We start from the raw sequence: 25,116 nt of genomic DNA on the forward strand, positions 1-25,116 counted from the left end.
GTGGCCGGAAAGCGCCCCGAGGGTCTCGTGAGGGAGGCGCGGACCGCCTGTCATCAGGGCCGGGCCACGCGAACGACGACGCAGGTTATCCCGGTGATCATCTCGACTTGATCACGGTGCGCGACGCGTCCGGCACGGTCATCGGATGCTGGCCGAATTCGTTTGCCGCAGGTGAGAAGGGGTAGCGGGACATCTGGAGAGGTCGTGGCGGCCCTGTGTGGCCCGGACATCACGCGCTATGTCGTTATAGATCCGTTGTCATGGGCATGGCGTATCGAGCGATGATCACTTAACGTGTACGCCGCTCGGGTCCCGTTCTCCACCGAACGAGCCCGGCTCCCTGCTTCCGGCCGATCGCTCCCGCGTGTGCGGGCGATCGGCCTTTGGTTTGAAGGAGTTCCGTGCCCCGCCGCCCTCGCCTCCGCTCGCTCGCGGTCTTCCGGCGCCCCGTTTCCGGGCGCCCCGCGCGTGCCGTCGCCCTGACGTCCGGCAGCGTGCTCCTGGCGCTGGGCGCGACCCTGCTGCCCCCGCCCGCGCTGACGCCGTTCGCACTGGCCGCCGATGCCGCGGCGCCCTGGGCCGACACCGAGGCGCCGACCCAGCGGACCGGCACGGCGGCGGGACGGGACCACGAGGTCGACGCGAGCAGCACCGACGCGACCGGCCGGAACGACCTCGACCCCGGGGACCTGGCGGCGGGCAAAGGCTCGCTGCCCCTGCACGATCCCGGCACCGGCTTCACCACCGTCGAGCCGAAGACGAAGGAAACCGCGCTCGAACCGGGCACCGCCGCCGTCGGCGAGGACGGCCCGAGCGGGTACGACGCGCAGGCAAGCGTCGAACTCCCCGCCGAACGGACCGCCACGTCGAAGGAGTTCGGCAACCCCGACGGCACGCGCACCACCCGCGTCTACACCGAGCCGGTGCACTACGAGGACGCCTCCGGCACCTGGCGGGAGATCGACACCTCACTCGTTCCCGCCGACGAGGCCCAGGGCGCCCCCGACGGGGTGACGCCCGACGGCGAACGTCTCGCCGCGGCCTCCGACGACACCGGTCTCACCCTCGCCCGCCGTGGTGACGACCCGGCTCTGGCCGAACTGGCGGTCGACGAGGGCCGCCACGCGGTCGGCTTCGGTCTCGACGGGGCCTCCGAGGCCACCGCGCAGGTCCAGGGCGACACCGCGCACTACGCCGGCATCCGGCCCGGTGCGGACGTGACGTTGCAGGCGACGCACGGGGCGGTCAAGGAGACCATCGTCCTCGACTCGGCCGACGCGCCGCACGAGTGGTCCTTCCCGCTCGCCCTCGACGGGCTCACGCCTTCGCTCGACGAGCACGGCGCGGTGCTGCTGAAGGACGCCGGGGGAACGGCGCAGGCCGTCATCCCCAAGGGGTGGATGGAGGATTCCTCCCAGGACCCGACCACGGGCGGCCCGGCGCTGTCCGGCGACGTCGACTACCGCCTCGACAAGAGCGACGCGGGCTGGACGCTGACCGTCGCGCTGGACGACGCCTGGCTGGACGCGCCGCAGCGCGTGTACCCGGTCAAGGTCGACCCCAGTGTCGACGACATCGACACCAACGGCGACTCCTTCGTCCAGAACACCTGGCCGGACAGCAACTTCGCCGGCGACGACGAGCTGAAGATCGGCAGCTACGACGGCGGAACCCACCGCGCGATCAGCTACATGCGGTTCAACGACGTCACCAGCCGGCTGAAGAACCGCTACATCCTCAACGCCGACCTCGGCCTGTACAACGTCTGGTCCTCCAGCTGCAGCGCCCAGAAGATGACGGTCAACCAGGTCACCGGATCGTGGAGTTCCACGTCGGTCACGTGGAACAACCGCCCCGCCAGCTACGACCACCTGGTCGCCTCCGACTCGTTCGCGTACGGCGAGAACTGCAGCGGGTCCAAGTGGCGCACCATCGACCTGGGGAACAAGGGCGTCGACCTGGTCCAGGGCTGGGTCGACGGCTCGATCACCAACAACGGCCTCGCGATCTGGGCCGACTTCGACACCTCCGGACCCTGGAAGCGCTTCGGCAGCGCCAACTCCGCCAACAAGCCCTACATGGCGGTCACCCACAGCGCGTACGGTGCCGCGTACACCGTCGGTGCGCAGACCGCCCCGCTGACCGGCGGACAGGCCGGCGAGGTGGACGTCACCGTCAAGAACCTGGGCGACTTCACCTGGGAGCCCCTCGGCTGGAACGAGGTCCGTCTCGGCACCCGCGTCCGCGACTACAGCTCCGGCGCGCTGCTGGGCCAGGAGGCGTTCACCCGCCTCAACGAGCGCCTGACCCCGGGCGACGACGCGACCCTCGGCGCCCGCATCCCTCCGCTGCCCCCGGGCAAGTACAAGGTCAACTTCGACGTGCAGCGGCTGCGGGACCAGAAGTGGTTCTCCGGCGAGGGCGTCCCCGTCGCCACGGTCACCGTCACCTCACAGGACGTCGGCCCGCGCATCACCGACGTCTACCCGCACCCCGGCGGGCAGGTCGGCAGCCTCACCCCGGCGCTGTTCATGTCGGCCGAGTCCGTCGACCACTATCCGGCGGGCGCGGCGATCGACTCCTTCTTCGAGGTCTGCGGGGGCACGTCCGCCGCCCCGACCGGCTGCGTCGACTCCGGCTGGCTGACCAAGCGCACCTGGAACGTCCCCGCGGGCAAGCTGGCCTGGGGCAAGCAGTACATCTGGCGGGTCAAGGCCCGCGAGAACGGCCTGGCGACCCCGCTCAGCCCCTTCTACACCTTCACCACCGCCGTCGAGCAGCCCGCGATCACCTCGCACCTCGGCGGTCAGGGCCCCGGCGGCGCCGGCCGCGAGGTCGATCCCGGCATCGGCAACTACACCACCACGGACACCGACGCGACCGTCGCCACGGCGGGACCCGGTCTCACCGTCGAGCGCACGTACAACAGCCGCGACCCGCGCTCGGACAACGCCTTCGGCGCGGGCTGGTCCACCCGGTACGACATGCGGCTCACACCCGACGACGACGGCACCGGCAATGTCGTGGCGACCCTGCCGACGGGCCGTCAGGTTCGCTTCGGCAGGAACCCGGACGGCAGTTACGCGCCCCCGTACGGCAGCTTCTCCACCCTCACCGCCGTGACCGGCGGCGGCTGGAAACTCGCCGACAAGGACCAGACGACGTACGTCTTCGACGGCGACGGCCGCCTCACCCGGGTCACCGACTACCGGGGCCGTGCGCAGAGCCTCGCCTACAACACCTCCGGCGAGCCGACCACGGTCACCTCGGCCGGTGGCCGCGCCCTGCACCTCACCTGGTCCGCGGGCCACGTCAAGACGGTCACGACGGAGGCGCCGGACACCGGTACCGACCCGCTGACCTGGACGTACACCTACGACGGTGACCGGCTGACCATGGTCTGCGGCCCGGAGGACAGCCTCGGCCACTGCACCGCCTACGGCTACGGCGACGGCTCGCACCACCGCACCGTCGTCCACGACGCCGGTCCGTACTCCTACTGGCGGCTCGACGAGAAGGACGGCGCCACCGACGCCGCCAGCGACCTGCCGCTCGACCGCGACGAGCACGCCGCCGCCTACCGGGACGTCGAACTCGGCACCGCCGGCGCGCTGGAGGGCAGCACCGACACGGCCGCCACCTTCGACGGCACCACGTCCTACGTGCAACTGCCCGACCAGCTCGTCTCCGACACCCCGTACCTGACCGCCGAGCTGTGGTTCCGCACCACCGGCAGCGGCGTCCTGTTCAGCTACCAGGACCACACCCTGGAAGAGGCCACCACCGGGAAGTACACCCCGGCCCTGTACGTGGGCACGGACGGCAGGCTGCGCGGCGAGTTCTGGAACGGCACCGCCGCGCCGATCACCTCCGGCGGCACCGTCAACGACGGCACCTGGCACCACGCGGCGCTGACCGCCGCGGGCAACACCCAGACGCTCTACCTCGACGGCACCAAGGTCGGCAGCCTGGCCGGTGACATCACCCAGGACGACCAGCGCTTCGTCTACCTCGGCGCCGGCTACTGGAACAACTGGCCCGCCACCACCGGCACCACCGGTCACCTCACCGGCGACATCGACGAGGCGGCCGTGTACGACCGCCCCCTCGGCGCCCGGACCATCGCCCAGCACCACGCCGCCGCGCAGGTGGCCCAGCAGCTCACCAAGGTGACGCTGCCCAGCAGCCGCGTGCACGCGGCGGTCGCCTACGACACCGTGCACGACCGGGTGTCCTCCTACACCGACGCCGACGGAGGAACGTACGCGCTGTCCGACCTGGCCCTGACCGGCACCGAGGCCAAGCCGGCCACCGACGACAGCCCGGCCGTCGCCGGGACCACCACCCTCACCGTCACGGTCACCGACCCCGACCAGCGGAAGTCCGGCTACACCTACGACCCGCTCCAGGGCAACCGGCTGATCAGCCAGACCGACGTGGCGGGCCACACCGGCACCTTCGCCTACGACACGGGCGGCTTCCTGGCGGCCACCACGGGCCCCGACGGCACCGTCACCCGCTTCGGCAACGACGAACGCGGCAACAAGACGGCGCAGACGACGTGCCGAGACGCCTCCGACACGAGCACCTGCCACACCGCGTACTACTCCTACTACCTCGACGCCTCCGATCCGCTCGACCCGCGCAACGACCAGCTCACCGCCGTCCGCGACGCCCGCTCGGCGAGCGCGAGCGACGACACGTACAAGACGACCTACGGCTACGACAGCCACGGCGACCGGACGTCCACCACGACCCCGGCCACGCCGGACTTCCCCTCCGGCCGCACCGAGTCGTTCACCTTCACCGACGGCACGGAGACCGCCGTGGGCGGCGGCACGGTCCCGGCGGGGCTGCTCGCCGACAGCACCGACCTGCGCGGCGGCGTCACCACCCGCGCCTACACCGCGGCCGGCGACCTGGCCACGGTCACCGACCCGGCGGGTGTGGTCACCGCGTACGGCTACGACGCCCTGGGCCGGGAGACGGACAGCACGGTGATCTCGGACGCCTACCCCGACGGGGTGAGCACGACCACCGCCTACGACGGTGAGTCCCGGCCGGTCACGGTCACCGGCCCGGCCATCACCAACGCGGTCACCGGCGAGGCGCACCGGGAACGCACCACCTACACCTACGACGAGGACGGCAACGAGCTGACCGAGGCGGTGGCGGACACGGCGGGCGACGACGCCACCCGCACCACGACGCACACCTACGACACGCACGGCCGCGTCGCCGCGGCCACCGACGCCGAAGGCCGCACCGAGACCTACGGCTACGACGTCCACGGCAACCGCACCACCCGCTCCATGGCCGGTGCCTACACCTACCGGACGGCGTACACGGCGCTCGGACAGCTCGCCACGCTCACGCTGGAGGACTACACCGGCGACCCGAACAACCCGTCGGCGGCGGCCGACGTGGTGCTGGACTCCTACGCCTACGACCCGGCGGGCCGCACCGCGGAGCACACGGATGCGATGGGCCGCACCACCCGGTACACGTACTACGACGACGGGTTGCAGGCCAAGGAGATCCTGGCCGGTTTCCACGACCCGGACGGCTCCACCCGCGACCTGGTGCTGAGCGAGCGCGACTACGACGCCGCCGGTCACCTCACCGGGGAGACCGCGGGCAACGGCAAGGTCACCACGTCGTACGAGACGGACGCGGCGGGCCGCACCACGGCGACCGTCCTGGACCCCGGCGGCCTGGGGCGCCGCACTGCCTATACCTACGACGCGGGTGACGCGGTGCTGACCGAGACCCGGACCGGCGCGGGCGGCTCCCGCACCGAGAAGGTCACCTACCGGCGGGACGTCACTGGCGCCCTGACCCGGCAGACCGTCGAGAACGGCGCCGACGACCTGGTCGCCACGCGTACCGTCTCCGACCTGGGCCGGCCCCTGTCCGAGACCTCGGCACGAGGCAACGCCGACGGCGCCGACCCGGCCGCGTACACGACGAATTACACGTACGACGAGCTGGGCCGCCTGGTCGAGACCCAGGCCCCGCCGGTGACGGTGGAGGCCAACGGCCAGACGGCGGTTACGGCGCGCCCGACCACGACGGTCGGCTACGACACGTTCGGGGAGGCGGTGGACGTCCGCGACCCGAAGGGCGGCGTCACGCACACCGCGTACGACCGTCTGGGCCGCACCACCGGCATCACGCTGCCGGAGTACACCCCGCCGGGCGCCGCCACCCCGCTGACGTCGAAGGTCACCCAGACCTACGACACCGAGGGCAACCTGGCGAGCGAGACGGACGCGCTGGGCAACACGACGACGTACGCCTACGACCAGCTCGGCAATCTGGCGAAGGTCACCCAACCGGTCCCGGTGGGCGGTGCCTCGGCCCCGGTGTCGGTCTTCAGCTACGACCTGCTGGGCGAGCGGCTGTCGGGCACCGGCCCGACGGGCGCCCGCACCGAGGCGACGTACGACGACCTCGGCCGCCGGGTCACAGCGACGCAGATCGAACGTCAGCCGTCGCAGGGCGCGTTCACGACGACGCTGGCCTACGACGACGCGGGCCGGGTGCTGTCGACGAAGACGCCGACCGGTCTGGCGACGTCCAGCACGTACAACCCGGCGGGCGACCCGCTGACGGTCACCGACAGCGCGGGCGGCGCGACGACGTACGCCTACGGGCCGACGGGTCTGCCGGAGTCGGTGACGACCCCGCAGGGCCGCACCGCCCGGACGACGTTCGACCTGGCGGGCCGGGCGACGCAGGTCACGGATGAGGACGCGGCGGGCACGGTCGTGCGGACGACGCGTTCGTCCTACGACGCGGACGGCAATCCGGTCGCGGTGACGGACGCGCTGGGCCACACGGTGACGCAGTCGTTCGACGCCATGGGCCGGCTGAGGGAGCTGGTCGAGCCGGTCGACGCCTCGACGTCCATCACGACGACGTACGGCTATGACGTGGCGGGCCACCGCACGCGCCTGACGGACGGCCGGGGGAACACCACCTGGTACACGTTCACCAGCCACGGCACTGTGGAGTCGGTGGTGGAGCCGTCCACCACGGCCTACCCGAACGCCTCGGACCGCACCTGGACCTCCGTGTACGACGAAGCGGGCCGGCCGGTGCGGGAGCTGAAGCCGGGCGGGGTGAGCGTGCAGCGCACGTTCGACGCGCTGGGTCGCATCACCGAGGTGGCGGGTTCGGGTGCGGAGGCCGCGACGACGGCCGACACCTACGGCTATGACGCCGCGGGCCGGTTGACTTCGGCGAGTTCGCCGGGCGGTATGGACACGTTCACCTACGACGACCGAGGCGACCTGCTGTCGTCAGGTGGCCCGTCGGGCACGGCGAGGTTCTCCTACGACGAGGAGGGCCGTCTGGTCGGCCGTACGGACGCGGCGGGCCAGGCCGCCTTCGGCTACGACACCGCGGGCCGCCTGAAGACGGCGGTGGACCCGCTGACGGGCACGACGCAGACGTACGGCTACGACACCGCCTCGCGCTTGACGTCGGTGGCGTACGGCTCCACGGGCGCGACCCGCTCCCTGGGCTACGACGTGCTGGACCGTCTGACCTCCGACAATTTGAAGTCCTCGGGCGGCACGACGACGGCGTCGACGGCCTACGGCTACGACGCCGCCTCCCGCCTGACGTCGAAGAGCTCGACGGGCACGGCCGGCTCCGGCACCCAGTCCTATGGCTACGACCGGGCGGGCCGGCTGACCAGCTGGACGGGCGTCAACGGCAACGTCACCGACTACACCTGGGACGCGGCGGGCAACCGCACGTCGGCGGGTGGCGTGACGGCGACGCACGACGAGCGCAACCGGCTGGTGTCGGCCGACGGGACGACGTACACGTACTCGGCGCGCGGTACCCGCACGGGCGGCACGGACGCGGGCGGCACGCAGCATTCGGCGGCGTTCGACGCGCTGGGCCGCATGGTGTCGGCGGACGGTACGGCGTACGGGTACGACGCGCTGGGCCGCCTGGTGAAGCAGGGCACCGCTTCGCTGTCGTACGCGGATCAGTCGAACAATCTGGTGGCGGGCGGCGGTCAATTGATCGCCCGCGGCCCGTCCGGTGGCGCGCTGTCGACTGCGGACGCGGACGGCACGGATGCGGCGTCGGTCCTGGCGGATCTGGTGCACGGTGATGTGACGGGCTCGTTCGACCCGGCCACGGGCACGCTGGGCGCCTCGACCGGCTATGACCCGTTCGGTCAGGTCACGGCCCAGTCGGGCGCGCAGGGCGCGCTCGGCTACCAGGGCGGCTACACCGACCGGGGCACCGGCCAGGTGAACATGGCGGCCCGCTGGTACGACCCGGCCACCGGTGGCTTCTCCTCCCGCGACTCCTGGACCCTGAACCCGGTCCCGTCGATCAACGCCAACCGGTACGGATACGGCGGCGGTGACCCGTTGACCAACACCGACCCCAGCGGACACTGCTTCGGCCTGTGCGTGCTGGGCGGTATCGCACTGGGTGAAGCGCTGGTCTATCTGGGTGTGGCCACCGCGGCCGCCACCGTGGTGGGCGGGGCCACCAAGTGGGCCTCCGACAACTGGGACGACTGGACGTCCGGTTGGGGCGGCAGCACGGCGGCCGGCTCTTCCGGCTTCGACTTGTCCGGTTCCCTGTCCAATCTGGGGAAGGCAACGGCAGCCGCACTCGCGGCCCAGGCCGCGAGGCTCGCGGCGACGGCAACCGACACCGCCACCGGCTCACCCCACCGTTGCCGCTGGAACTGCGGCCATCGCGGAGACGGCAGCCCCCGTGGCCCGAAGGGCGATGACGGCCCCGGAAACGGACGGGACCCATGGGGTCCCGGTGGGCCGAAGGGGCCGCGCGGCCCGGTGAAGCCGCCGCCGCCCCCGCCTCCGCCGTGGCCCCTGATCATCAAGACCGTCCTCAAGGTGGTCCACGCCCGGCCCACGTCGCACGCGGACACCGACGCGGAGCACGACGAGTTCGTCGACGACGCGTTCACGCGGGCGCAGAAGGACCTGAAGCTCACCCCCGAGCAGCTGCGCGGGTACTTCAAGTTCTTCCCCAACGGGGACGAGGAGCCCAACCTGAGCAGCGCTCCCGAACCGCAGCCGAGTCCTTCTGCCGGCAACGGCGACGGTGGGTGGGATCCGTGCTCGCGGCCGAAGCAGGAGCGGTTCTCTTACGAGCCCTTGGCGAACGGCCGCTCGCAAGGAGCGATGGCGCTGCTCTGCCCCGGCGACCTGAAGAACGGCAAGAAGGACAAACTGGACAACGTTCCGGTGCAGGGCATGCCGTCGACCGAGGAGAACGCGATTCGCAAGGGCGTGACGCACTTCCAGAAGACTCACATCATTGGCGACAAGTTCGGCGGCGACCCCATTTCGGAGAACCTTTTCCCTGGATACAGCCGGATGAATCTGAGTGGAATGAAGAGCTGCGAGAGCAGAATGCGGCAGCAGTTGAATCTCGGTAATCCGGTGCTGTACTACGGGAAGTTGACCTACGCCAACCCGGGCGACAAGCTGCCTGACGGGATACAAATGCTGGCGTATACCGCCCAGGGGCAGTTGTTCAACAAGCGAGTAGAGAATTCCACCGAGTGGCAGGCCACCTGCTCGACGCCCCGGGCGTTGCGGTGAGACCCGGTCGGGGGGCTCCTGCGGCACGGAGCCCCCCGGCCACCGTCAGGAATCGAAGACCCTGACCTCTCTGGTCAGGTCCGTCATTTCCCAGGGTTCCAGAGTCCCGTCCATCAATTCGGCGAGGAACTGTACAGCGCCTCCCAGGTAGTGCCACCATTCGCCGCCTCGGGTGGCGACGGTGACCGGCCAGTCGTCCGGAGCGCCGGTGGTCATCCACAGGAAGAGATCGCCACCCTCTGTATCGGTCCACGGGAGCAGGCCGCCAGGGGCGGGGTGCGGTGGTATGCCGAGGGACATGTCGGCCTGCCACCAGTCCTGGACGATCTGCAGACCTTCGAAGATTCCGCTGTTATCGCGCTCGGTGCCTGATTTCGTCAGGCCGACGTGGATGAAGCCTTCACTGAGTGCGAAGGAGGGATAGAGTTCGGAAAGAAGTTTGTAATCCGAAGGCAGTGCTGTGCCCAGATCCTCCTCCATCAGCGACCAATTGATGGGGGCCGGTTCGAGCCGCCGGTGTCTGGTCAATTCGGGGACTGCCTGCTCCAGGCGATGTACAGCCTCTGCCGGGTCCGTGATGCGTGTCCTCGGCGCTTGGGTGCCAATGAGGTCGTCGGTCATGCGGTTGAGTATCTCAGAGCCCGCTTTCCCGGTTCTTCGCGGCAGTGACGCGAGGCCGACAACTCGACTGAGGTTTTCTGCAAGCATTCAGAAGGTCGTGATCCGGGTCGCTGCCTGACGATGTGACAGGTTGCGGCGTGTGCGGCAGGATCCGTGATCGCCTCCCCTGCCTTCGAGTCCGCGTCGCCACGCGGGACGCCTCTCCGCGCGGCCAGCGGACTGCGAGAGTCCGGCAAGGTCCGGGCTGACCGTCGTCCGCCGTACCGCGAGCGGCGTGCCGCCCAGGGTGCCGGGGCGCTGCCGCGGCGCCGGCAGCGGCACACGACGCCCTCCCGCCGGCCGGCCGGGGGCGTCGCCGCCGCTCCGTACCGTTTGCGTCACGGCTCCCGCACGATTCGGCGCCGGGGTCTGGGCACGTCCGGTGACGGCGGTGAGGATGATGGTCCGACGATCTTGAAAACGGGTCCACGCCCGTGTCCGTCGGCCTGCCCCTCCTCCGCGCCGCCCGACGTCGGCCAGCCGAAAGTGAGCCCGTGAGCACCGTCCCGCCTCCCGAAGATCCCGCCGAGAGAGCCGGAGGCGAATCCTCCGGTTCCGGTATCTCCGACGACCAGTGGGACAGGTTCCTGCGCGAGTCCGCCGAGGGCGGCGGGCGGGCGGCCCCGAAGGAGCCGTCGGCGCGGGCCCGGATGGTCGCGCGGCGGCTCCGGGAGCAGGACGAGCAGGCGGCGGGGGAGAAGGGCGCCGGTGCCGGACGGCGTCTCCGGCGCCGGCCCGCGAAGGAACCCGAGCCCTGGACCCCGCCGGGCTGGCGGACCGGGCCCGCCTGGCAGGAGATGAACGGGCGCAGCGCACGGCGCCGCACGCTGCGCTCGGTGTTCGGGGTGGCCCTGGCCTTGGCCGTCGCCGTCGTCGTCGTACGGCCCTCGCTGGTGACGGACCGGCTGCCGGGGCGCGAGCCGGCACCGTCCGCCGCCGGCGGCTCTCCCTCTCCGCTGCCCGCCGAGACGGCCCTGCCCTCCGGTGCCCCGGCCGCGGCCGGGGCGGACGGTGCGCAGACCGCCACGCGCGCGCACCCGTTCCGGGGGTCCCCCGCGGAGCGATGGGCCGACGGCGCCGACGGCATCGAGCTGCCGGCCGCGAAGGCCGTCGGCGGGATGAGCACGGCGGACGTCGCCCTCGCGCTGCGCCGCACCAAGGACTTCCTGGTCGGCACCGCCCTGGACCCCGCCGTCCTGCGCGGCGGCTACCCGAAGAAGGCGCTGGCCCTCCTCGAACCGCGGCAGTCCGCGCAGATGGCCGAGCTGCGGCGGTCACTGCGCTCGCCCGGCGCCGAGCACGACCCCCTCGGTCTCGTGAGCCGGTTCGACCCGTCGGAGGTGGCCGTGACGGGGAAGGTGGTCAAGGTCCGCGGCCATCTGTCGTTCGAGGCGGGCAAGCCGGGCCAGGTCCGGGTGCACGCGGACTACAGCTTCGTGTACCCGCTGGTGCGGGCCGGGGGCGAGGGCGACAGCGTCGCCCGGACCATCGTGCGCCGCGAGCTGACCCTGGTCCTCTCCGATCCGGGCAAGTGGTACGTCACCCCGGGCAAACTCACGCTCATGTCGTACGCGGGGGAGTACTTCAACAGCGAGTGCGACTCCGACGACGGTTTCTACCACCCCGTCTTCCCGCGGAGCGGGCCCACCGGCTCACCCGGCACCGGCCCGGCCAAGGACCCCTACGACCGCAGCCAGTCCGTGACCGCCGAGCAGCCGGAGCCGGGGGAGTGCGGCACCACCACGCGTACGTGAGGCCCCTCAGCCCCAGCCGTGACCGGACCCGTCCGCAGGGTGCGCGGGCCGGTCCGCGCCGCGACCGGGAGGGCCGTCCGCGGCAGCGGTCCGGCGGACGGTGGCCCGGCCCGGCCGGGGTGCCTATGTTGGTCGCAAGGACCGCCGCGATCGTGCGCCCGGTCCACGGGGACGCCCGGGGCGTCCCGGCCGCGGGCGGCCGGCCGATCCGAAGAGCCGCGAACCGGAACGGATGGGCACCGTGAACGACGAGACGCCCGCCGGCGCGGGTGTACGACAGCTGCTGCTCGCCCTCGGCGAGCCGGTCATCGACCTCGTCGCCGTGCCCACCGACGCGGACACCGCGATCGGCGACGTGGCGATCCTGGACGCCGACGAGGAGCCGGAGACCTACGACGCCGACCTGGTGCTGCTCATCGGGGCCCGCGGCCACCGCGCGCTGCGCCTGGTCCGGGCCGCGGCACGCAACGGCGCGGCGGCGGTCGCGGTCAAGGTCGACCCCGGCGACGACCGCGAGGCGCTGAAGGATCTCGCCGAGGACGCGGGTGTCGTCGTCCTCGGCATCCGGCCAGAGATCCGGTGGGCCCGGCTGGACTCCGCCGTCCGCGAGGTGATCGCGGACGCCCGGGTGGCCCGCGCGGCCCCCGACGCCGGACACCCGGACGACCTGTTCTCCCTTGCCGAGACCGTCGCGGCGCTCACCGGCGGCATCGTCAGCATCGAGGACAGCACCAACCGCGTCCTCGCCTACTCCCGTTCCGACGACGAGGGCGACGAACTGCGGCGCCGCTCCATCCTGGGCCGGGAGGGCCCCGCCCACTACCTGGCGCTGCTGCGCCAGTGGGGCGTCTACGAGCGGCTGCGGGCCGGCGACGAGGTGGTGCACGTCGAGGAGCGGCCCGAGCGGGGCATCCGGCGGCGCATCGCCATCGGCATCCGCGTGGACGAGCAGATGCTCGGCTCGATCTGGGTGCAGGAGGGCCGCGAGCCCCTGGCCGACGGCTCCGACAGCGCGCTGGTCGGCGCCGCCCGGACCGCGGCCCTGCTCCTCGTCCGGCACCGCACCGGCGCCTCCCCGCACCTGCGGCTGGAGGACGCGCTGCTCAGCAGGATGCTCGAAGGGCACATCGACCCGCGGACGCTCGCCGCCCGCATCGGCGCCGACGTCACGAAACCGGTGGCCGTGGTGGGCTTCGCACTGCTGGAGGACACCACCGGCGGCGACGCGGACCGCTCCGCCTTCGAGCTGCGCCGGGCGGCCATGACCAGCCTGGTGTCGGTGCATGCCGCCGCGTTCCGGCGCCGCGCCCTGGTCGCGGGCACCGGCACCCGGATGTACATGCTGCTGCCCGGACTGGCGGACCGGTCCGGCGAGAGCTCCGTCACCGGGCTGGCGCAGGACATCGTGCGGGCGGCGGGGCAGCGGCTGCGGCTCGACGTGTGCGCGGCCGTCGGATCGGTGACCGGGCTCGACTCGGTCGCCGACTCCAAGGCCGAGGCCGACCGGGTGCTCGACATCGTCGTCCACCGCGGGGAACGGCGGGTCGCCACCATCGACGACGTGCGCTCGGAGGTCCTGGTCGGCGACATCCTCGCCCTCCTGGAACAGCATCCCCGGCTGCGCGACCCGCGGATCACCGCGCTCCAGGAGTACGACGCCGAGCACGACACCCCGCTCGTCCCGTCGGTGCTGGCGTACTTCGCGGAGCAGTGCAACATGCGGGCGGCGGCGCGCCTGCTGCACGTGCACACCAACACCCTGCGCTACCGGCTGCGCAGGGCGGAGGCGGTCGGCGGGATCGACCTCACCGACCCGTACCAGTGCCTCTTCTCGCACCTCCAACTCCTCCTCGACACCGGGGCGATGCCCGTCCCGAACCCGGCGCCCTCGCACGGCCAGCACGTCTCCTGACCCGCGCGGAGCGTCACCGGGGACGGGCGGCGAGGGGAGGGGCCGGGGACAGGGAGCGGAGGAGAGAGCCCGGCCGCACGGGGCTCGGTGGCGCGGAGGGGCGGGCCGTCCCGCGTTCCCGCTGGAGCGGAACGGCTCGCCGTGGTCGTCGACCGGCACGGTCCCCGTGCGGGTCCCGCCGGGTGGCGCGGCGGGCCCGACGGCGGGGCGGTCCCGGAACGGCGGAGGGCCCGCGGGGTGGTGTCCCCGCGGACCCTCGATCGGACGGTGCCGGCGTGTCAGCCGATCTCGTCCGCCGTGGCGGGGGCCGGCTGCTCCCGGCGCGGCCCGAGGTCGCCGGAGCGCAGCGCCGTGTGGAAGCGGGCCAGCTCCTGCTTGACGTACGGGGCGAGGAAGTACAGGCCCACGATGTTGACCAGGGCCAGCAGGAACAGCACCGCGTCGGTGAAGTCGAGGACGCTGCCGAAGGTGAGCACCGCGCCGATCACGATGAACAGGCAGAAGACCGACTGGTAGATGCGCTCGCTGGTCCGCGTCTTGCCGAACAGGTGGGTCCACGCCTTCTGGCCGTAGTACGACCAGGTGATCATGGTCGAGACGGCGAAGAGGACGACGGCCACGGTCAGCAGCTTCGGGAACCAGGGGAGCACCGTCTCGAAGGCCGAGGAGGTGACGGTGACGCCGTCCGCGGTGGTGCCGTCGGCGGCGTACTTCGCCTTGGCGTCGTTCCAGAAACCGCTGTCGGCGATGACGATGGTGAGGGCGGTCATCGTGCAGACGACGACCGTGTCGATGAACGGTCCGACCAGGGCGACCAGGCCCTCGGTCACCGGGTAGCGGGTCTTGACGGCGGAGTGCGCGATCGGCGCCGAACCGAGGCCGGCCTCGTTGGAGAAGGCGGCGCGGGTGAAGCCGACGATCAGCGCGCCGACCACACCGCCGACCACGCCCTCGCCGGTGAACGCCTCGTGGAAGATCGACCCGAAGGCGGCCGGGACCTCGGTGACGTTGGCCAGGATGACGATGAGGCAGGCCCCGACGTAGAGGATGGCCATGCCCGGCACGAGCTTGCCGGCGACCTTGCCGATCGACTTGATGCCGCCGAGGATCACCGCGCCCACGACGACGGCCAGGATGATGCCCATGACCAGGGCGGAGCCGCTGCCCCCGAGCGCGCCGTCCTCGCCGCCCGTCACGTTGCGGATCTGGGTCACCGTCTGGTTGGCCTGGAACATGTTGCCGCCGCCGATGCCGAACAGCAGGATCATGACGGCGGCGAGGCCCGCCATGACCTTGCCGAGCATCCGGCCGCCCGAGCCGGGCAGCCGCTCGGCCAGCCCCTTGCTCAGGTACTTCATGGGACCGCCCGAGAAGGACCCGTCCTCGTGCTGGTCGCGGTAGCGGACGCCGAGCGTGCACTCCACGAACTTCGACGCCATGCCGAGCAGGCCGCACAGCATCATCCAGAACGTGGCGCCCGCCCCGCCGATGGTGATGGCCACACCGACGCCCGCGATGTTGCCGAGGCCGACCGTGCCCGACAGCGCCGAGGACAGCGCCTGGAAGTGGGTGATCTCGCCGGGGTCGTCGGGCCTGCTGTAGCGCCCGCGCAGCAGGTTCAGCGACAGCTTGATGCTGCGGAACTGGATGAACCCGAAGTAGAGCGTGAAGATCGCTCCGGCGACGACCAGCCAGGCCACGATCCAGGGGAAGGTGATCCCGAAGACGGTGACCTCGGCGAAGACGAAGTCGCCGAGCCCCTTGGCGAGTGGCTCGAACAGCGAGTTGATCTTGTCTTCCGTCTGCCCGAGAAAGCCCTCTTCCGAGCCCTGCGCCTGGAAGCGGACGCTTCCCAGCGCCTGCTGAAGCGCTTCTACCTGAGCCATCGCGATCCTTTCGCCCGCCCGTCGCCCTGCCGAGGCACAAGGGCCGACGCGTGGGCCGACCGGGCCGGAACCGGGGGATTGTTCGTCCGGAAACCCGCAGGCGGGGAGCCGCTCTCCGGGTTTCGGGAAACCGTAGGGGGCGTCGGACGCCCTGGTTCTGGTACAAGCGCACAAAGAACCGGCCGGTACGCCGTCCATGTGCAACGTGAGCAAGCGGGACGGTCCGTGACGAAGCGGCCCCCACGGTACGTGCATCGCACAGCTACCTGGCGCCGGGGGTCCGGCGGTGCCCGGCGGGCCGGGTCCGCTCACGACACGGCCCCGTCGGGCGCCGGTTCACCGGCGGGAGCCGCGTGCCGTCCCTGCCGCTTGGGGGGCCGGGGTCGGCTTCACCCGGGGCGTGAACCCGGGTCTCTCGGCGACGCCGCCCCCTCGTGGTGCTCCGGGCGGCAGACGCGGCAGCGGGTGGGGTCGGGGCCCCGGTAACCCCGGTCGCAGCCCTCGCAGTTGCGCAACGGGTGCCGGACGGCCGGTGGGGGTGCCGGGGCCCGGGAGGGGGGCGGTGGCGGGAGTTCCTCGGCCAGGCGGTGGGCCAGCAGGGCGGCCGGGCGGTGCAGCGGCTCCCGGGGCAGCCGGGCGGTCAGGGCGTCACGCACGGCGGTGGGGGTGAGGTCGCGTTCCAGCCAGGCGGCGACGCCGGGGGCGAGGTGCTCGGTGTCCGTGGTGGACAGCAGGAGGCGCGGGTCCGCCCGCCGGAGGCCGGCGAGGAGGTCCACGGCCGCCCGGAGGAGCGCGGGGGAGCGGAGCGCGGGCCGGGGGACCGGCGGGAGTTTCCTGCGGGGCGCCCGGGGCTCGGGGGCGGGGCGCCGCGCGGGGGGCCCGGGAGCGTCGGCAGTCGCCTCCCGGGGCGGTCGGCGGTCCGCCCTCGCACCGGGGTGCCCGGGCTGGTTGCAGGAGACCGTGCGCGTGACGATCCGGCCGCCGGGGGCCCGCTCGCGGGTGCGGCGGAGGTAGCCGTGGGCCTCCAACTGCCGCAGGGCGGCGGCGATGCGGGCCGCGCCCTCGGGGAAGCGGGCGGTGAGGGTCTTGATGTCGACGGGGGCGCCGGCGGGCAGCGACTGGATGTGCACGCCCAGGCCGATCGCGAGCGCCGACAGCTCGGGGTGCTGGGCGAGGTGGTTGCCGATCACCGTGAAGCGCGTGGTGTGGCGGGTGTTGTCGTGGACCACCCCGCCGGGGCGGGGACACCGCTCCCGGGAAGGGTGGTTTTTGCCCGGGATACGGGCTCCTGCGCGCGGGGGCGCGCTAAGGTTTCCGGTGTCCATCGGGAAGCTCCTACTTCCTCGGTGGTCAGGCCCTCGCACTGGGATGCCAGTCCCGGCGGGGGCCGTCGCATGTCTGGGGTTGTCCTGCGGTGGTACACGCCGTCCGTGGCGCTCGCGCCGAGCGTAGAGCAGGCAACGGGTCCCTTATCCAGCCCAGTTGGGCATATTCACTCGCGCGAGTGAGCGGTCGCCGTGCGCGGGTCCGGCCCCTCGACGGGGCTCCCGCGGCGCGCCCGCCGCGCGCCCCCTGCGAGCCGGGCCGCGGTGACGGCCGTGCTCCCGCGCCGGGCGGGAGGGGTGGGGCTTGGCGGGGTCCTTTCTCCCCTGGTGGTCCTGGGAAAGACCGCCCGCCGTACCGGAGCGCGGGTGTACGTGCTCCGGTACGGCGCCGCCCGGTCGGCCGGGCGGCACGACCGGGGTCGGGTGTCGGTCCGGCCGCGTAGCGTGCACGGTGACTCGACCGGTCCGCCCCGTGACCGTCCGGAGTCTGTCCGGTGCTGTCGGGTCTGCCGGTGCGGGGTGCACGGGTAGGGGCGCTGCGGCGCGGACGGTCGACGGAGGGGCGCGGGATGGAGCACGTGAGCGGTGACGGCAGGCGGCTCGGGGGCGAGGCGGAGGAGCCCGGCTGGGCCGTCGATCCGGACGACGAGTGGGGCGTCGCCGTCATCGCCACCGTCGGGCGGCAGCTGAGACTGCGCCGGGAGGCGGCGGGGATGCGGGCCGCCGAGTTCGGGGAGGCCGTCGGCTACGGGGAGGACCTCGTCTACAAGGTCGAGGGCGGCAAGCGGATTCCCCGGCAGGAGTACCTGGACCGGGCGGACGAGGTGCTGGAGGCGGGCGGGCTCGTCGCGGCGGCCTGGGAGGACGTGAAGCGGGTCCGGTACCCGAAGAAGGTGCGCGAGCTGGCCACGATGGAGGCCAAGGCCGCGGAGATCGCCCTCTACGAGTGCCACATCGTCCCCGGGCTGTTGCAGACGGCCGAGCACGCGCGGTCCGTGATCGGGGCGGCGCAGCCCCCTTACTCGCCCGACGACGTCGAGCGCATGGTGGCCGCCCGTCTGGCTCGCCGGTCGGTCTTCGAGCGATCCCCGGCCCCGGCGCTCAGCTTCGTCCTGGAAGAGGGGGTCCTGCGGCGCCCCATCGGGGGGAAGACGGCGTGGCACGGGCAACTGCGTCACCTGCTGGAGGCGGGGCGGCGGCACAACGTCGTGCTCCAGGTGATGCCCATGGACTGCGCCACCCACTCCGGACTGGACGGCCGCATCGAACTGCTCAAGTTCCCCGACGGGACGGCCGTGGGCCGCTCGGACGGGGCGCTCGGTGGCCGGACCACTTCCGAACTCAGGCATCTGCGCGTTCTGGAACTGCGGTATGGCACCATCCGGGCTCAGGCGCTCTCGCCCGGGGAGTCGCTGGCGTTGATCGAGCAGCTGCTGGGAGAAACATGATCCGCGAGACCGCTGCCGGGGACGTTTCCGGCCTGGTGTGGTTCAAGAGCAGTCACAGTGGCGGCAACGACGGCAACTCCTGCGTGGAGCTGGCCGTCACGTCCGGCGCCGTGCACGTCCGGGACTCCAAGGACGTCGAGGGGCCGCGCCTGGCGCTGGGCGCCGGTGCCTGGGCGGCGTTCGTGGCGTACGCGGCCACCCGCTGACCTCGTACGGCCCGCGCCGAGCCCCCGTTCCGCGCGCCCGGGTTTGACCTGCGTCACCCTCGGGGTACGATCCTCGGCTCGATTGGCCAGGCCGCTGCCCCGTATGGCAGACTAGCGGGGTTGCTCGGTCGAGTGCCGATGCTGCGCGCCTCCCGCCGGGAGGACTGGAAGCGAGTCCCACAGTACTCGTCGCTCGATCTGTCGTCAGGCAGCGCTCGGGCGGACGTACGGGAATCTTCCGGGAAGTGTCAGCGGGGTGCCGGCCAGGCGCTCGGTGGGTGTCCAGCCCCCGGTCCAGCGGTTGCTTTCGGGCGAGCCGCGTCCCTCGCAGGGAAATCCTTCCGTGGATATCCGTGCGGCAGGAGCGCGACACACCCGACCGCGTGGGTCGGAGACCAGGACGCGAACCCCCGGGTTCCAGAGCGTTTCACTAGACAAAGGACTACTGAGTAGCCATGGCGGGACAGAAGATCCGCATCCGGCTCAAGGCCTACGACCACGAGGTCATCGACTCCTCGGCGAAGAAGATCGTCGAGACGGTGACCCGCACTGGTGCGTCGGTCGCGGGCCCGGTGCCGCTGCCCACTGAGAAGAACGTGTACTGCGTCATCAAGTCGCCGCACAAGTACAAGGACTCTCGCGAGCACTTCGAGATGCGCACGCACAAGCGCCTCATCGACATCCTCGACCCCACGCCCAAGACCGTTGACTCTCTGATGCGACTCGACCTTCCGGCCGGTGTCGACATCGAGATCAAGCTCTAGGGATCGGTGATCTGAGAATGGCTAAGCAGATCAAGGGCATCCTCGGCGAGAAGCTCGGCATGACGCAGGTGTGGGACGAGAACAACCGTGTTGTTCCGGTCACCGTCGTCAAGGCCGGCCCGAACGTCGTGACCCAGGTTCGTACGAACGACGTCGACGGCTACGAGTCCGTCCAGATCGCGTTCGGCGAGATCGACCCGCGCAAGGTGAACAAGCCCCTCAAGGGCCACTTCGCGAAGGCCGACGTCACTCCCCGCCGCCACCTCGTCGAGATCCGTACCGCTGACGCCAGCGAGTACACCCTCGGCCAGGAGATCACCGCCGAGGTGTTCGAGGCCGGCCTCAAGGTGGACGTGACCGGCAAGAGCAAGGGCAAGGGCTTCGCCGGTGTCATGAAGCGTCACAACTTCAAGGGCCTCGGCGCCGGACACGGCACCCAGCGCAAGCACCGCTCTCCCGGCTCCATCGGTGGCTGCGCCACCCCGGGTCGTGTGTTCAAGGGCCTGCGCATGGCGGGTCGCATGGGCAACGAGCGGGTCACCACCCAGAACCTGACCGTTCACGCCGTTGACGCGGAGAAGGGCCTGCTCCTTATCAAGGGCGCGGTTCCTGGTCCGAACGGCGGCCTCGTCCTGGTCCGCACCGCGGCCAAGGGGGCCTGAGGACTATGAGCACCATTGACATTCTGTCGCCCTCCGGCGACAACGCCGGGACCGTAGAGCTCCCGGCCGAGATCTTCGACGTCGAGAAGATCAGCATCCCGCTGCTTCACCAGGTCGTCGTCGCGCAGCTGGCCGCCGCCCGTCAGGGCACGCACAAGGTCAAGCGTCGTGGCGAGGTCCGCGGTGGTGGTAAGAAGCCTTACCGCCAGAAGGGCACCGGCCGCGCGCGCCAGGGTTCGACCCGTGCGCCGCAGTTCGCCGGCGGTGGCGTCGTCCACGGCCCCACGCCGCGTGACTACTCGCAGCGGACCCCGAAGAAGATGAAGGCCGCGGCCCTGCGCCACGCCCTCACCGACCGGGCCCGCAACGCTCGCATCCACGTCGTCACCGGCGTGATCGAGGGCGAGACCCCCTCCACCAAGGCCGCCAAGAGCTTCCTCGGCAAGGTCAGCGAGCGCAAGAACGTGCTCCTGGTCATCGAGCGCTCCGACGAGGCCGCGCTGCTTTCCGCGCGCAACCTGCCCCAGGTCCACATCCTGGAGCCGGGCCAGCTGAACACGTACGACGTTCTCGTCTCGGACGACGTGGTCTTCACCCAGGCCGCTTTCGAGTCCTTCGTGTCTGGCCCCCAGGCCGCTGACACCGAAGGGAGCGAAGCCTGATGGCTACGCGTCACCCGAGCATTGCCTCGAAGGCCGCCAAGGCCGCCAAGGCCGCGCGCGTCGCCAAGGCGAAGCGCCACGAGGCCGAGGGCAAGAACACCGTCGAGACCCCGCTGAGCAAGAGCTTCACGGACCCCCGTGACGTCCTCCTCAAGCCGGTCGTCTCGGAGAAGAGCTACGCGCTGCTCGACGAGGGCAAGTACACCTTCGTCGTGGACCCGCGGGCCAACAAGACCCAGATCAAGCAGGCCGTCCAGGCGGTCTTCTCGGTCAAGGTCACCGGGGTCAACACGATCAACCGTCAGGGCAAGCGCAAGCGCACCAAGACGGGCTTCGGCAAGCGTGCTGACAGCAAGCGCGCGATCGTGACCCTCGCTGAGGGCGACCGTATCGACATCTTCGGCCAGGCCTCCTAACGGAGCGCCCTGGTCCGAATATCGGACGAGGACTGAGAAATGGGAATCCGCAAGTACAAGCCGACTACGCCGGGCCGTCGTGGCTCCAGCGTCGCCGACTTCGTCGAGGTCACGCGGTCCACGCCGGAGAAGTCGCTGGTCCGCCCGCTGCACAGCAAGGGCGGCCGTAACAACGCCGGTCGTGTGACCGTTCGCCACCAGGGTGGCGGACACAAGCGCGCCTACCGAGTGATCGACTTCCGTCGTCACGACAAGGACGGCGTGCCGGCGAAGGTCGCGCACATCGAGTACGACCCCAACCGCACCGCGCGCATCGCGCTGCTGCACTACGCGGACGGCGAGAAGCGCTACATCCTCGCCCCCCGCAACCTGTCGCAGGGCGACCGCGTCGAGAACGGTCCCGGGGCCGACATCAAGCCGGGCAACAACCTGGCGCTCCGCAACATCCCGGTCGGTACCACGATCCACGCGATCGAGCTCCGACCCGGTGGCGGCGCCAAGTTCGCCCGCTCCGCCGGTGCCTCCGTGCAGCTGCTCGCGAAGGAGGGCCAGATGGCCCACCTGCGCATGCCCTCCGGTGAGATCCGCCTGGTCGACCAGCGCTGCCGCGCCACGGTCGGCGAGGTCGGCAACGCCGAGCAGAGCAACATCAACTGGGGTAAGGCCGGCCGCAAGCGCTGGCTGGGCGTTCGCCCGACCGTCCGCGGTGTGGCGATGAACCCGGTCGACCACCCGCACGGTGGTGGTGAGGGCAAGACCTCCGGTGGTCGCCACCCGGTCTCCCCGTGGGGTCAGAAGGAGGGTCGTACTCGTTCGCCGAAGAAGGCTTCGAACAAGTACATCGTCCGCCGCCGCAAGACGAACAAGAAGCGCTAGGAGCGGGTTTAGATGCCGCGCAGTCTCAAGAAGGGACCCTTCGTCGACGGACACCTCGTAAAGAAGGTGGACGCTCAGAACGAAGCCGGTACCAAGAACGTCATCAAGACCTGGTCCCGTCGCTCGATGATCATCCCGGCCATGCTCGGCCACACGATCGCGGTGCACAACGGCAAGACCCACATTCCGGTGTTCGTCACCGAGTCGATGGTCGGCCACAAGCTCGGCGAGTTCTCGCCGACGCGCACCTTCCGGGGTCACGTCAAGGACGACCGGAAGTCGAAGCGCCGCTAACGCGGGGTGGAATGACCATGACAGACACTGGAAGGACAACCATGGAAGCCAGGGCCCAGGCGCGGTACATCCGCGTTACGCCCATGAAGGCCCGCCGCGTGGTGGACCTTATCCGTGGCATGGATGCCACGGAGGCTCAGGCGGTCCTGCGTTTCGCCCCGCAGGCCGCGAGCGTGCCGGTCGGCAAGGTGCTGGACAGCGCCATTGCCAACGCCGCGCACAACTACGACCACACCGACGCCGACAGCCTCTTCGTCTCCGAGGCGTACGTCGACGAGGGCCCGACCCTGAAGCGGTTCCGTCCGCGTGCCCAGGGCCGCGCCTACCGGATCCGCAAGCGGACCAGCCACATCACCGTGGTCGTCAGCAGCAAGGAAGGAACCCGGTAATGGGCCAGAAGGTAAACCCGCACGGGTTCCGGCTCGGTGTCACGACCGACTTCAAGTCGCGTTGGTACGCCGACAAGCTGTACAAGGACTACGTCAAGGAAGACGTCGCCATCCGTCGGATGATGACGTCCGGCATGGAGCGCGCCGGCATCTCGAAGGTGGAGATCGAGCGCACCCGTGACCGTGTGCGGGTGGACATCCACACCGCGCGTCCCGGCATCGTCATCGGCCGCCGTGGCGCCGAGGCCGACCGCATCCGCGGTGACCTCGAGAAGCTCACGGGCAAGCAGGTCCAGCTGAACATCCTCGAGGTCAAGAACCCCGAGACCGACGCTCAGCTGGTCGCCCAGGCCGTCGCCGAGCAGCTGTCCTCCCGCGTCTCCTTCCGCCGTGCCATGCGCAAGAGCATGCAGTCGGCGATGAAGGCGGGCGCCAAGGGCATCAAGATCCAGTGCGGTGGCCGCCTCGGCGGCGCCGAGATGTCCCGCTCGGAGTTCTACCGCGAGGGCCGTGTGCCCCTGCACACGCTCCGCGCGAACGTCGACTACGGCTTCTTCGAGGCCAAGACGACCTTCGGCCGCATCGGTGTGAAGGTCTGGATCTACAAGGGCGACGTCAAGAACATCGCCGAGGTCCGCGCCGAGAACGCCGCCGCCCGTGCCGGCAACCGCCCGGCCCGTGGTGGCAACGACCGCCCGGCCGGCCGTGGTGGCCGCGGTGGCGAGCGTGGCGGTCGCGGTCGTAAGCCGCAGCAGGCTCCCGCTGCCGAGGCCCCCAAGGCCGAGGCTCCGGCTGCCGCTCCGGCTGAGAGCACCGGAACGGAGGCCTGACCGACATGCTGATCCCCCGTAGGGTCAAGCACCGCAAGCAGCACCACCCGAAGCGCCGTGGCATGGCCAAGGGCGGTACGCAGGTTGCGTTCGGCGAGTACGGCATTCAGGCCCTCACGCCGGCGTACGTGACGAACCGCCAGATCGAGGCCGCGCGTATCGCGATGACCCGCCACATCAAGCGTGGCGGCAAGGTCTGGATCAACATCTACCCGGACCGCCCGCTCACGAAGAAGCCCGCCGAGACCCGCATGGGTTCCGGTAAGGGTTCGCCCGAGTGGTGGGTCGCGAACGTGCACCCGGGCCGGGTCATGTTCGAACTGTCCTACCCCAACGAGAAGATCGCCCGTGAGGCCCTCACTCGCGCAGCCCACAAGCTGCCGATGAAGTGCCGGATCGTCAAGCGCGAGGCAGGTGAAGCGTGATGTCGGCCGGTACCAAGGCGTCCGAGCTGCGCGAACTGGGTGACGAGGAGCTTCTCGCGAAGCTCCGCGAAGCCAAGGAAGAGCTGTTCAACCTCCGCTTCCAGGCGGCGACCGGTCAGCTCGAGAACCACGGCCGGCTCAAGGCCGTCCGTAAGGACATCGCGCGGATCTACACCCTGATGCGCGAGCGCGAGCTGGGCATCGAGACGGTGGAGAGCGCCTGATGACTGAGAGCAACGTGACCGAGCAGAAGACCGACCGCGGATTCCGCAAGACCCGTGAGGGTCTGGTCGTCAGCGACAAGATGGACAAGACCGTCGTCGTCGCCGTCGAGGACCGCGTGAAGCACGCCCTGTACGGCAAGGTCATCCGCCGTACGAGCAAGCTCAAGGCCCACGACGAGCAGAACGCCGCCGGCGTCGGCGACCGCGTCCTCCTCATGGAGACCCGGCCGCTGTCCTCGACGAAGCGCTGGCGCATCGTCGAGATCCTCGAGAAGGCCAAGTAATTACCTGAGGCCCTGGAACCGAGTTCCAGGGGCCCCTCAGGTTGGTTCCGCCAGGCTCGGGGCGGGGTCGCCGTAACGGCCGACCCCGCCCCGGGAACCGGCAGACAAACAGGAGATAGACGTGATCCAGCAGGAGTCGCGACTGCGTGTCGCCGACAACACTGGTGCGAAGGAGATCCTTTGCATCCGTGTGCTCGGTGGCTCCGGTCGCCGCTACGCGGGCATCGGTGACGTCATCGTCGCCACCGTCAAGGACGCGATCCCCGGCGGCAACGTGAAGAAGGGTGACGTCATCAAGGCGGTCATCGTTCGCACCGTCAAGGAGCGCCGCCGTCCGGACGGCTCGTACATCCGCTTCGACGAGAACGCCGCCGTCATTCTGAAGAACGACGGCGACCCTCGCGGCACCCGTATCTTCGGCCCCGTCGGCCGTGAGCTGCGCGAGAAGAAGTTCATGAAGATCATCTCGCTCGCGCCGGAGGTGCTGTAAG

At 70.9% G+C, this 25,116-nt stretch carries 20 protein-coding genes; 17 read left to right on the plus strand and 3 right to left on the minus strand.

From position 1 onward, the window contains the following. The first annotated feature begins 401 nt into the window (after positions 1 to 401). On the plus strand, positions 402 to 9,608 hold the full coding sequence (locus tag ACGFS9_RS16655; RefSeq protein ID WP_393253862.1) for a DNRLRE domain-containing protein: 9,207 nt from the start codon (positions 402 to 404) through the stop codon (positions 9,606 to 9,608). Between the two features lie 45 nt (positions 9,609 to 9,653). Here the strand turns inward: ACGFS9_RS16655 and ACGFS9_RS16660 are convergent, their stop codons facing one another. Next, entirely contained in the window at positions 9,654 to 10,229 is a 576-nt protein-coding gene (locus tag ACGFS9_RS16660) for an SMI1/KNR4 family protein (RefSeq protein ID WP_393253864.1), read from the minus strand. Positions 10,230 to 10,762: 533 nt separating this feature from the next. Here ACGFS9_RS16660 and ACGFS9_RS16665 point away from each other — a divergent pair. After that, entirely contained in the window at positions 10,763 to 12,022 is a 1,260-nt protein-coding gene (locus ACGFS9_RS16665; RefSeq protein WP_393253866.1) for a hypothetical protein, read from the plus strand. Positions 12,023 to 12,263: 241 nt separating this feature from the next. Beyond that, a complete protein-coding gene (locus ACGFS9_RS16670; RefSeq protein WP_393253867.1) occupies positions 12,264 to 13,934 on the plus strand; it encodes a PucR family transcriptional regulator in 1,671 nt (556 codons plus the stop codon). A gap of 278 nt (positions 13,935 to 14,212) precedes the next feature. Here ACGFS9_RS16670 and ACGFS9_RS16675 read toward each other — a convergent pair whose 3' ends face one another. Together ACGFS9_RS16675 and ACGFS9_RS16680 are read right to left on the minus strand one after the other, a co-directional pair. After that, entirely contained in the window at positions 14,213 to 15,820 is a 1,608-nt protein-coding gene (locus tag ACGFS9_RS16675) for an alanine/glycine:cation symporter family protein (RefSeq protein WP_393253869.1), read from the minus strand. A gap of 389 nt (positions 15,821 to 16,209) precedes the next feature. Next, positions 16,210 to 17,145, minus strand: coding sequence for a helix-turn-helix domain-containing protein (locus ACGFS9_RS16680; RefSeq protein WP_393253871.1), 936 nt, complete (start codon positions 17,143 to 17,145; stop codon positions 16,210 to 16,212). Positions 17,146 to 17,714: 569 nt separating this feature from the next. Between ACGFS9_RS16680 and ACGFS9_RS16685 the strand changes: the two genes are divergently transcribed. From ACGFS9_RS16685 to rplN, 14 genes are all read left to right on the plus strand, one after another. Then, positions 17,715 to 18,593: a helix-turn-helix domain-containing protein gene (locus ACGFS9_RS16685; RefSeq protein ID WP_393253873.1), complete on the plus strand. Its 879-nt coding sequence runs from the start codon at positions 17,715 to 17,717 to the stop codon at positions 18,591 to 18,593. Further along, positions 18,590 to 18,799 carry a DUF397 domain-containing protein gene (locus ACGFS9_RS16690; protein WP_393253875.1) on the plus strand — a complete coding sequence of 70 codons (210 nt, stop codon included), beginning with the start codon at positions 18,590 to 18,592 and terminating at the stop codon, positions 18,797 to 18,799. Before ACGFS9_RS16685 ends, ACGFS9_RS16690 begins: the two co-directional genes overlap by 4 nt. Positions 18,800 to 19,254: 455 nt before the next feature. Next, positions 19,255 to 19,563 carry a 30S ribosomal protein S10 gene (rpsJ, locus tag ACGFS9_RS16695; protein WP_003948644.1) on the plus strand — a complete coding sequence of 103 codons (309 nt, stop codon included), beginning with the start codon at positions 19,255 to 19,257 and terminating at the stop codon, positions 19,561 to 19,563. A gap of 17 nt (positions 19,564 to 19,580) precedes the next feature. Then, positions 19,581 to 20,225 carry a 50S ribosomal protein L3 gene (rplC, locus tag ACGFS9_RS16700; RefSeq protein ID WP_393253876.1) on the plus strand — a complete coding sequence of 215 codons (645 nt, stop codon included), beginning with the start codon at positions 19,581 to 19,583 and terminating at the stop codon, positions 20,223 to 20,225. A 5-nt stretch (positions 20,226 to 20,230) separates the two neighbouring features. Further along, positions 20,231 to 20,887, plus strand: a complete 657-nt coding sequence (gene rplD / locus ACGFS9_RS16705; RefSeq protein ID WP_266769360.1) for a 50S ribosomal protein L4 — start codon at positions 20,231 to 20,233, stop codon at positions 20,885 to 20,887. Continuing rightward, complete coding sequence (rplW, locus tag ACGFS9_RS16710) at positions 20,887 to 21,303, plus strand: 50S ribosomal protein L23 (protein ID WP_037626998.1); 417 nt, start codon at positions 20,887 to 20,889, stop codon at positions 21,301 to 21,303. The genes rplD and rplW overlap by 1 nt, the downstream gene beginning before the upstream one ends. 39 nt (positions 21,304 to 21,342) lie before the next feature. Continuing rightward, positions 21,343 to 22,179, plus strand: a complete 837-nt coding sequence (gene rplB / locus ACGFS9_RS16715; protein ID WP_393253877.1) for a 50S ribosomal protein L2 — start codon at positions 21,343 to 21,345, stop codon at positions 22,177 to 22,179. 12 nt (positions 22,180 to 22,191) lie between these two features. After that, the gene (gene rpsS / locus ACGFS9_RS16720; protein WP_015035577.1) at positions 22,192 to 22,473 is read left to right on the plus strand and encodes a 30S ribosomal protein S19; all 282 of its coding nucleotides are present in this window, start codon (positions 22,192 to 22,194) and stop codon (positions 22,471 to 22,473) included. 41 nt (positions 22,474 to 22,514) lie between these two features. Then, positions 22,515 to 22,862 (plus strand): 50S ribosomal protein L22, encoded by a 348-nt coding sequence (rplV, locus tag ACGFS9_RS16725; RefSeq protein WP_023547379.1) that lies wholly within the window; start codon positions 22,515 to 22,517, stop codon positions 22,860 to 22,862. Then, a complete protein-coding gene (rpsC, locus tag ACGFS9_RS16730; RefSeq protein ID WP_351947971.1) occupies positions 22,862 to 23,692 on the plus strand; it encodes a 30S ribosomal protein S3 in 831 nt (276 codons plus the stop codon). The genes rplV and rpsC overlap by 1 nt, the downstream gene beginning before the upstream one ends. 5 nt (positions 23,693 to 23,697) lie before the next feature. Further along, on the plus strand, positions 23,698 to 24,117 hold the full coding sequence (gene rplP, locus ACGFS9_RS16735) for a 50S ribosomal protein L16 (RefSeq protein WP_190189403.1): 420 nt from the start codon (positions 23,698 to 23,700) through the stop codon (positions 24,115 to 24,117). Beyond that, entirely contained in the window at positions 24,117 to 24,341 is a 225-nt protein-coding gene (gene rpmC / locus ACGFS9_RS16740; protein ID WP_003998824.1) for a 50S ribosomal protein L29, read from the plus strand. The genes rplP and rpmC overlap by 1 nt, the downstream gene beginning before the upstream one ends. Continuing rightward, positions 24,341 to 24,625, plus strand: coding sequence for a 30S ribosomal protein S17 (rpsQ, locus tag ACGFS9_RS16745; protein WP_081218891.1), 285 nt, complete (start codon positions 24,341 to 24,343; stop codon positions 24,623 to 24,625). The genes rpmC and rpsQ overlap by 1 nt, the downstream gene beginning before the upstream one ends. Positions 24,626 to 24,746: 121 nt before the next feature. After that, on the plus strand, positions 24,747 to 25,115 hold the full coding sequence (gene rplN / locus ACGFS9_RS16750) for a 50S ribosomal protein L14 (RefSeq protein WP_003992364.1): 369 nt from the start codon (positions 24,747 to 24,749) through the stop codon (positions 25,113 to 25,115). Position 25,116 lies beyond the last annotated feature (1 nt).

Origin of the sequence: Streptomyces sp. NPDC048566, from assembly GCF_043199735.1 — a bacterium.
Lineage (GTDB): Bacteria > Actinomycetota > Actinomycetes > Streptomycetales > Streptomycetaceae > Streptomyces.

What these genes read in the sequence shown, in the direction of transcription:
- rpsC (WP_351947971.1), top strand. Translation starts at nt 22,862, where the DNA reads ATGGGCCAGAAGGTAAACCCGCACGGGTTCCGGCTCGGTGTCACGACC.
- rpsJ (WP_003948644.1), top strand. Translation starts at nt 19,255, where the DNA reads ATGGCGGGACAGAAGATCCGCATCCGGCTCAAGGCCTACGACCACGAG.
- rplB (WP_393253877.1), top strand. Translation starts at nt 21,343, where the DNA reads ATGGGAATCCGCAAGTACAAGCCGACTACGCCGGGCCGTCGTGGCTCC.
- ACGFS9_RS16680 (WP_393253871.1), bottom strand. Translation starts at nt 17,145, where the DNA reads ATGGACACCGGAAACCTTAGCGCGCCCCCGCGCGCAGGAGCCCGTATC.
- rpsS (WP_015035577.1), top strand. Translation starts at nt 22,192, where the DNA reads ATGCCGCGCAGTCTCAAGAAGGGACCCTTCGTCGACGGACACCTCGTA.
- ACGFS9_RS16675 (WP_393253869.1), bottom strand. Translation starts at nt 15,820, where the DNA reads ATGGCTCAGGTAGAAGCGCTTCAGCAGGCGCTGGGAAGCGTCCGCTTC.
- ACGFS9_RS16690 (WP_393253875.1), top strand. Translation starts at nt 18,590, where the DNA reads ATGATCCGCGAGACCGCTGCCGGGGACGTTTCCGGCCTGGTGTGGTTC.
- rplV (WP_023547379.1), top strand. Translation starts at nt 22,515, where the DNA reads ATGGAAGCCAGGGCCCAGGCGCGGTACATCCGCGTTACGCCCATGAAG.
- rplW (WP_037626998.1), top strand. Translation starts at nt 20,887, where the DNA reads ATGGCTACGCGTCACCCGAGCATTGCCTCGAAGGCCGCCAAGGCCGCC.
- rplD (WP_266769360.1), top strand. Translation starts at nt 20,231, where the DNA reads ATGAGCACCATTGACATTCTGTCGCCCTCCGGCGACAACGCCGGGACC.
- ACGFS9_RS16660 (WP_393253864.1), bottom strand. Translation starts at nt 10,229, where the DNA reads ATGACCGACGACCTCATTGGCACCCAAGCGCCGAGGACACGCATCACG.
- rpsQ (WP_081218891.1), top strand. Translation starts at nt 24,341, where the DNA reads ATGACTGAGAGCAACGTGACCGAGCAGAAGACCGACCGCGGATTCCGC.
- rplP (WP_190189403.1), top strand. Translation starts at nt 23,698, where the DNA reads ATGCTGATCCCCCGTAGGGTCAAGCACCGCAAGCAGCACCACCCGAAG.
- ACGFS9_RS16685 (WP_393253873.1), top strand. Translation starts at nt 17,715, where the DNA reads ATGGAGCACGTGAGCGGTGACGGCAGGCGGCTCGGGGGCGAGGCGGAG.
- rplC (WP_393253876.1), top strand. Translation starts at nt 19,581, where the DNA reads ATGGCTAAGCAGATCAAGGGCATCCTCGGCGAGAAGCTCGGCATGACG.
- rpmC (WP_003998824.1), top strand. Translation starts at nt 24,117, where the DNA reads ATGTCGGCCGGTACCAAGGCGTCCGAGCTGCGCGAACTGGGTGACGAG.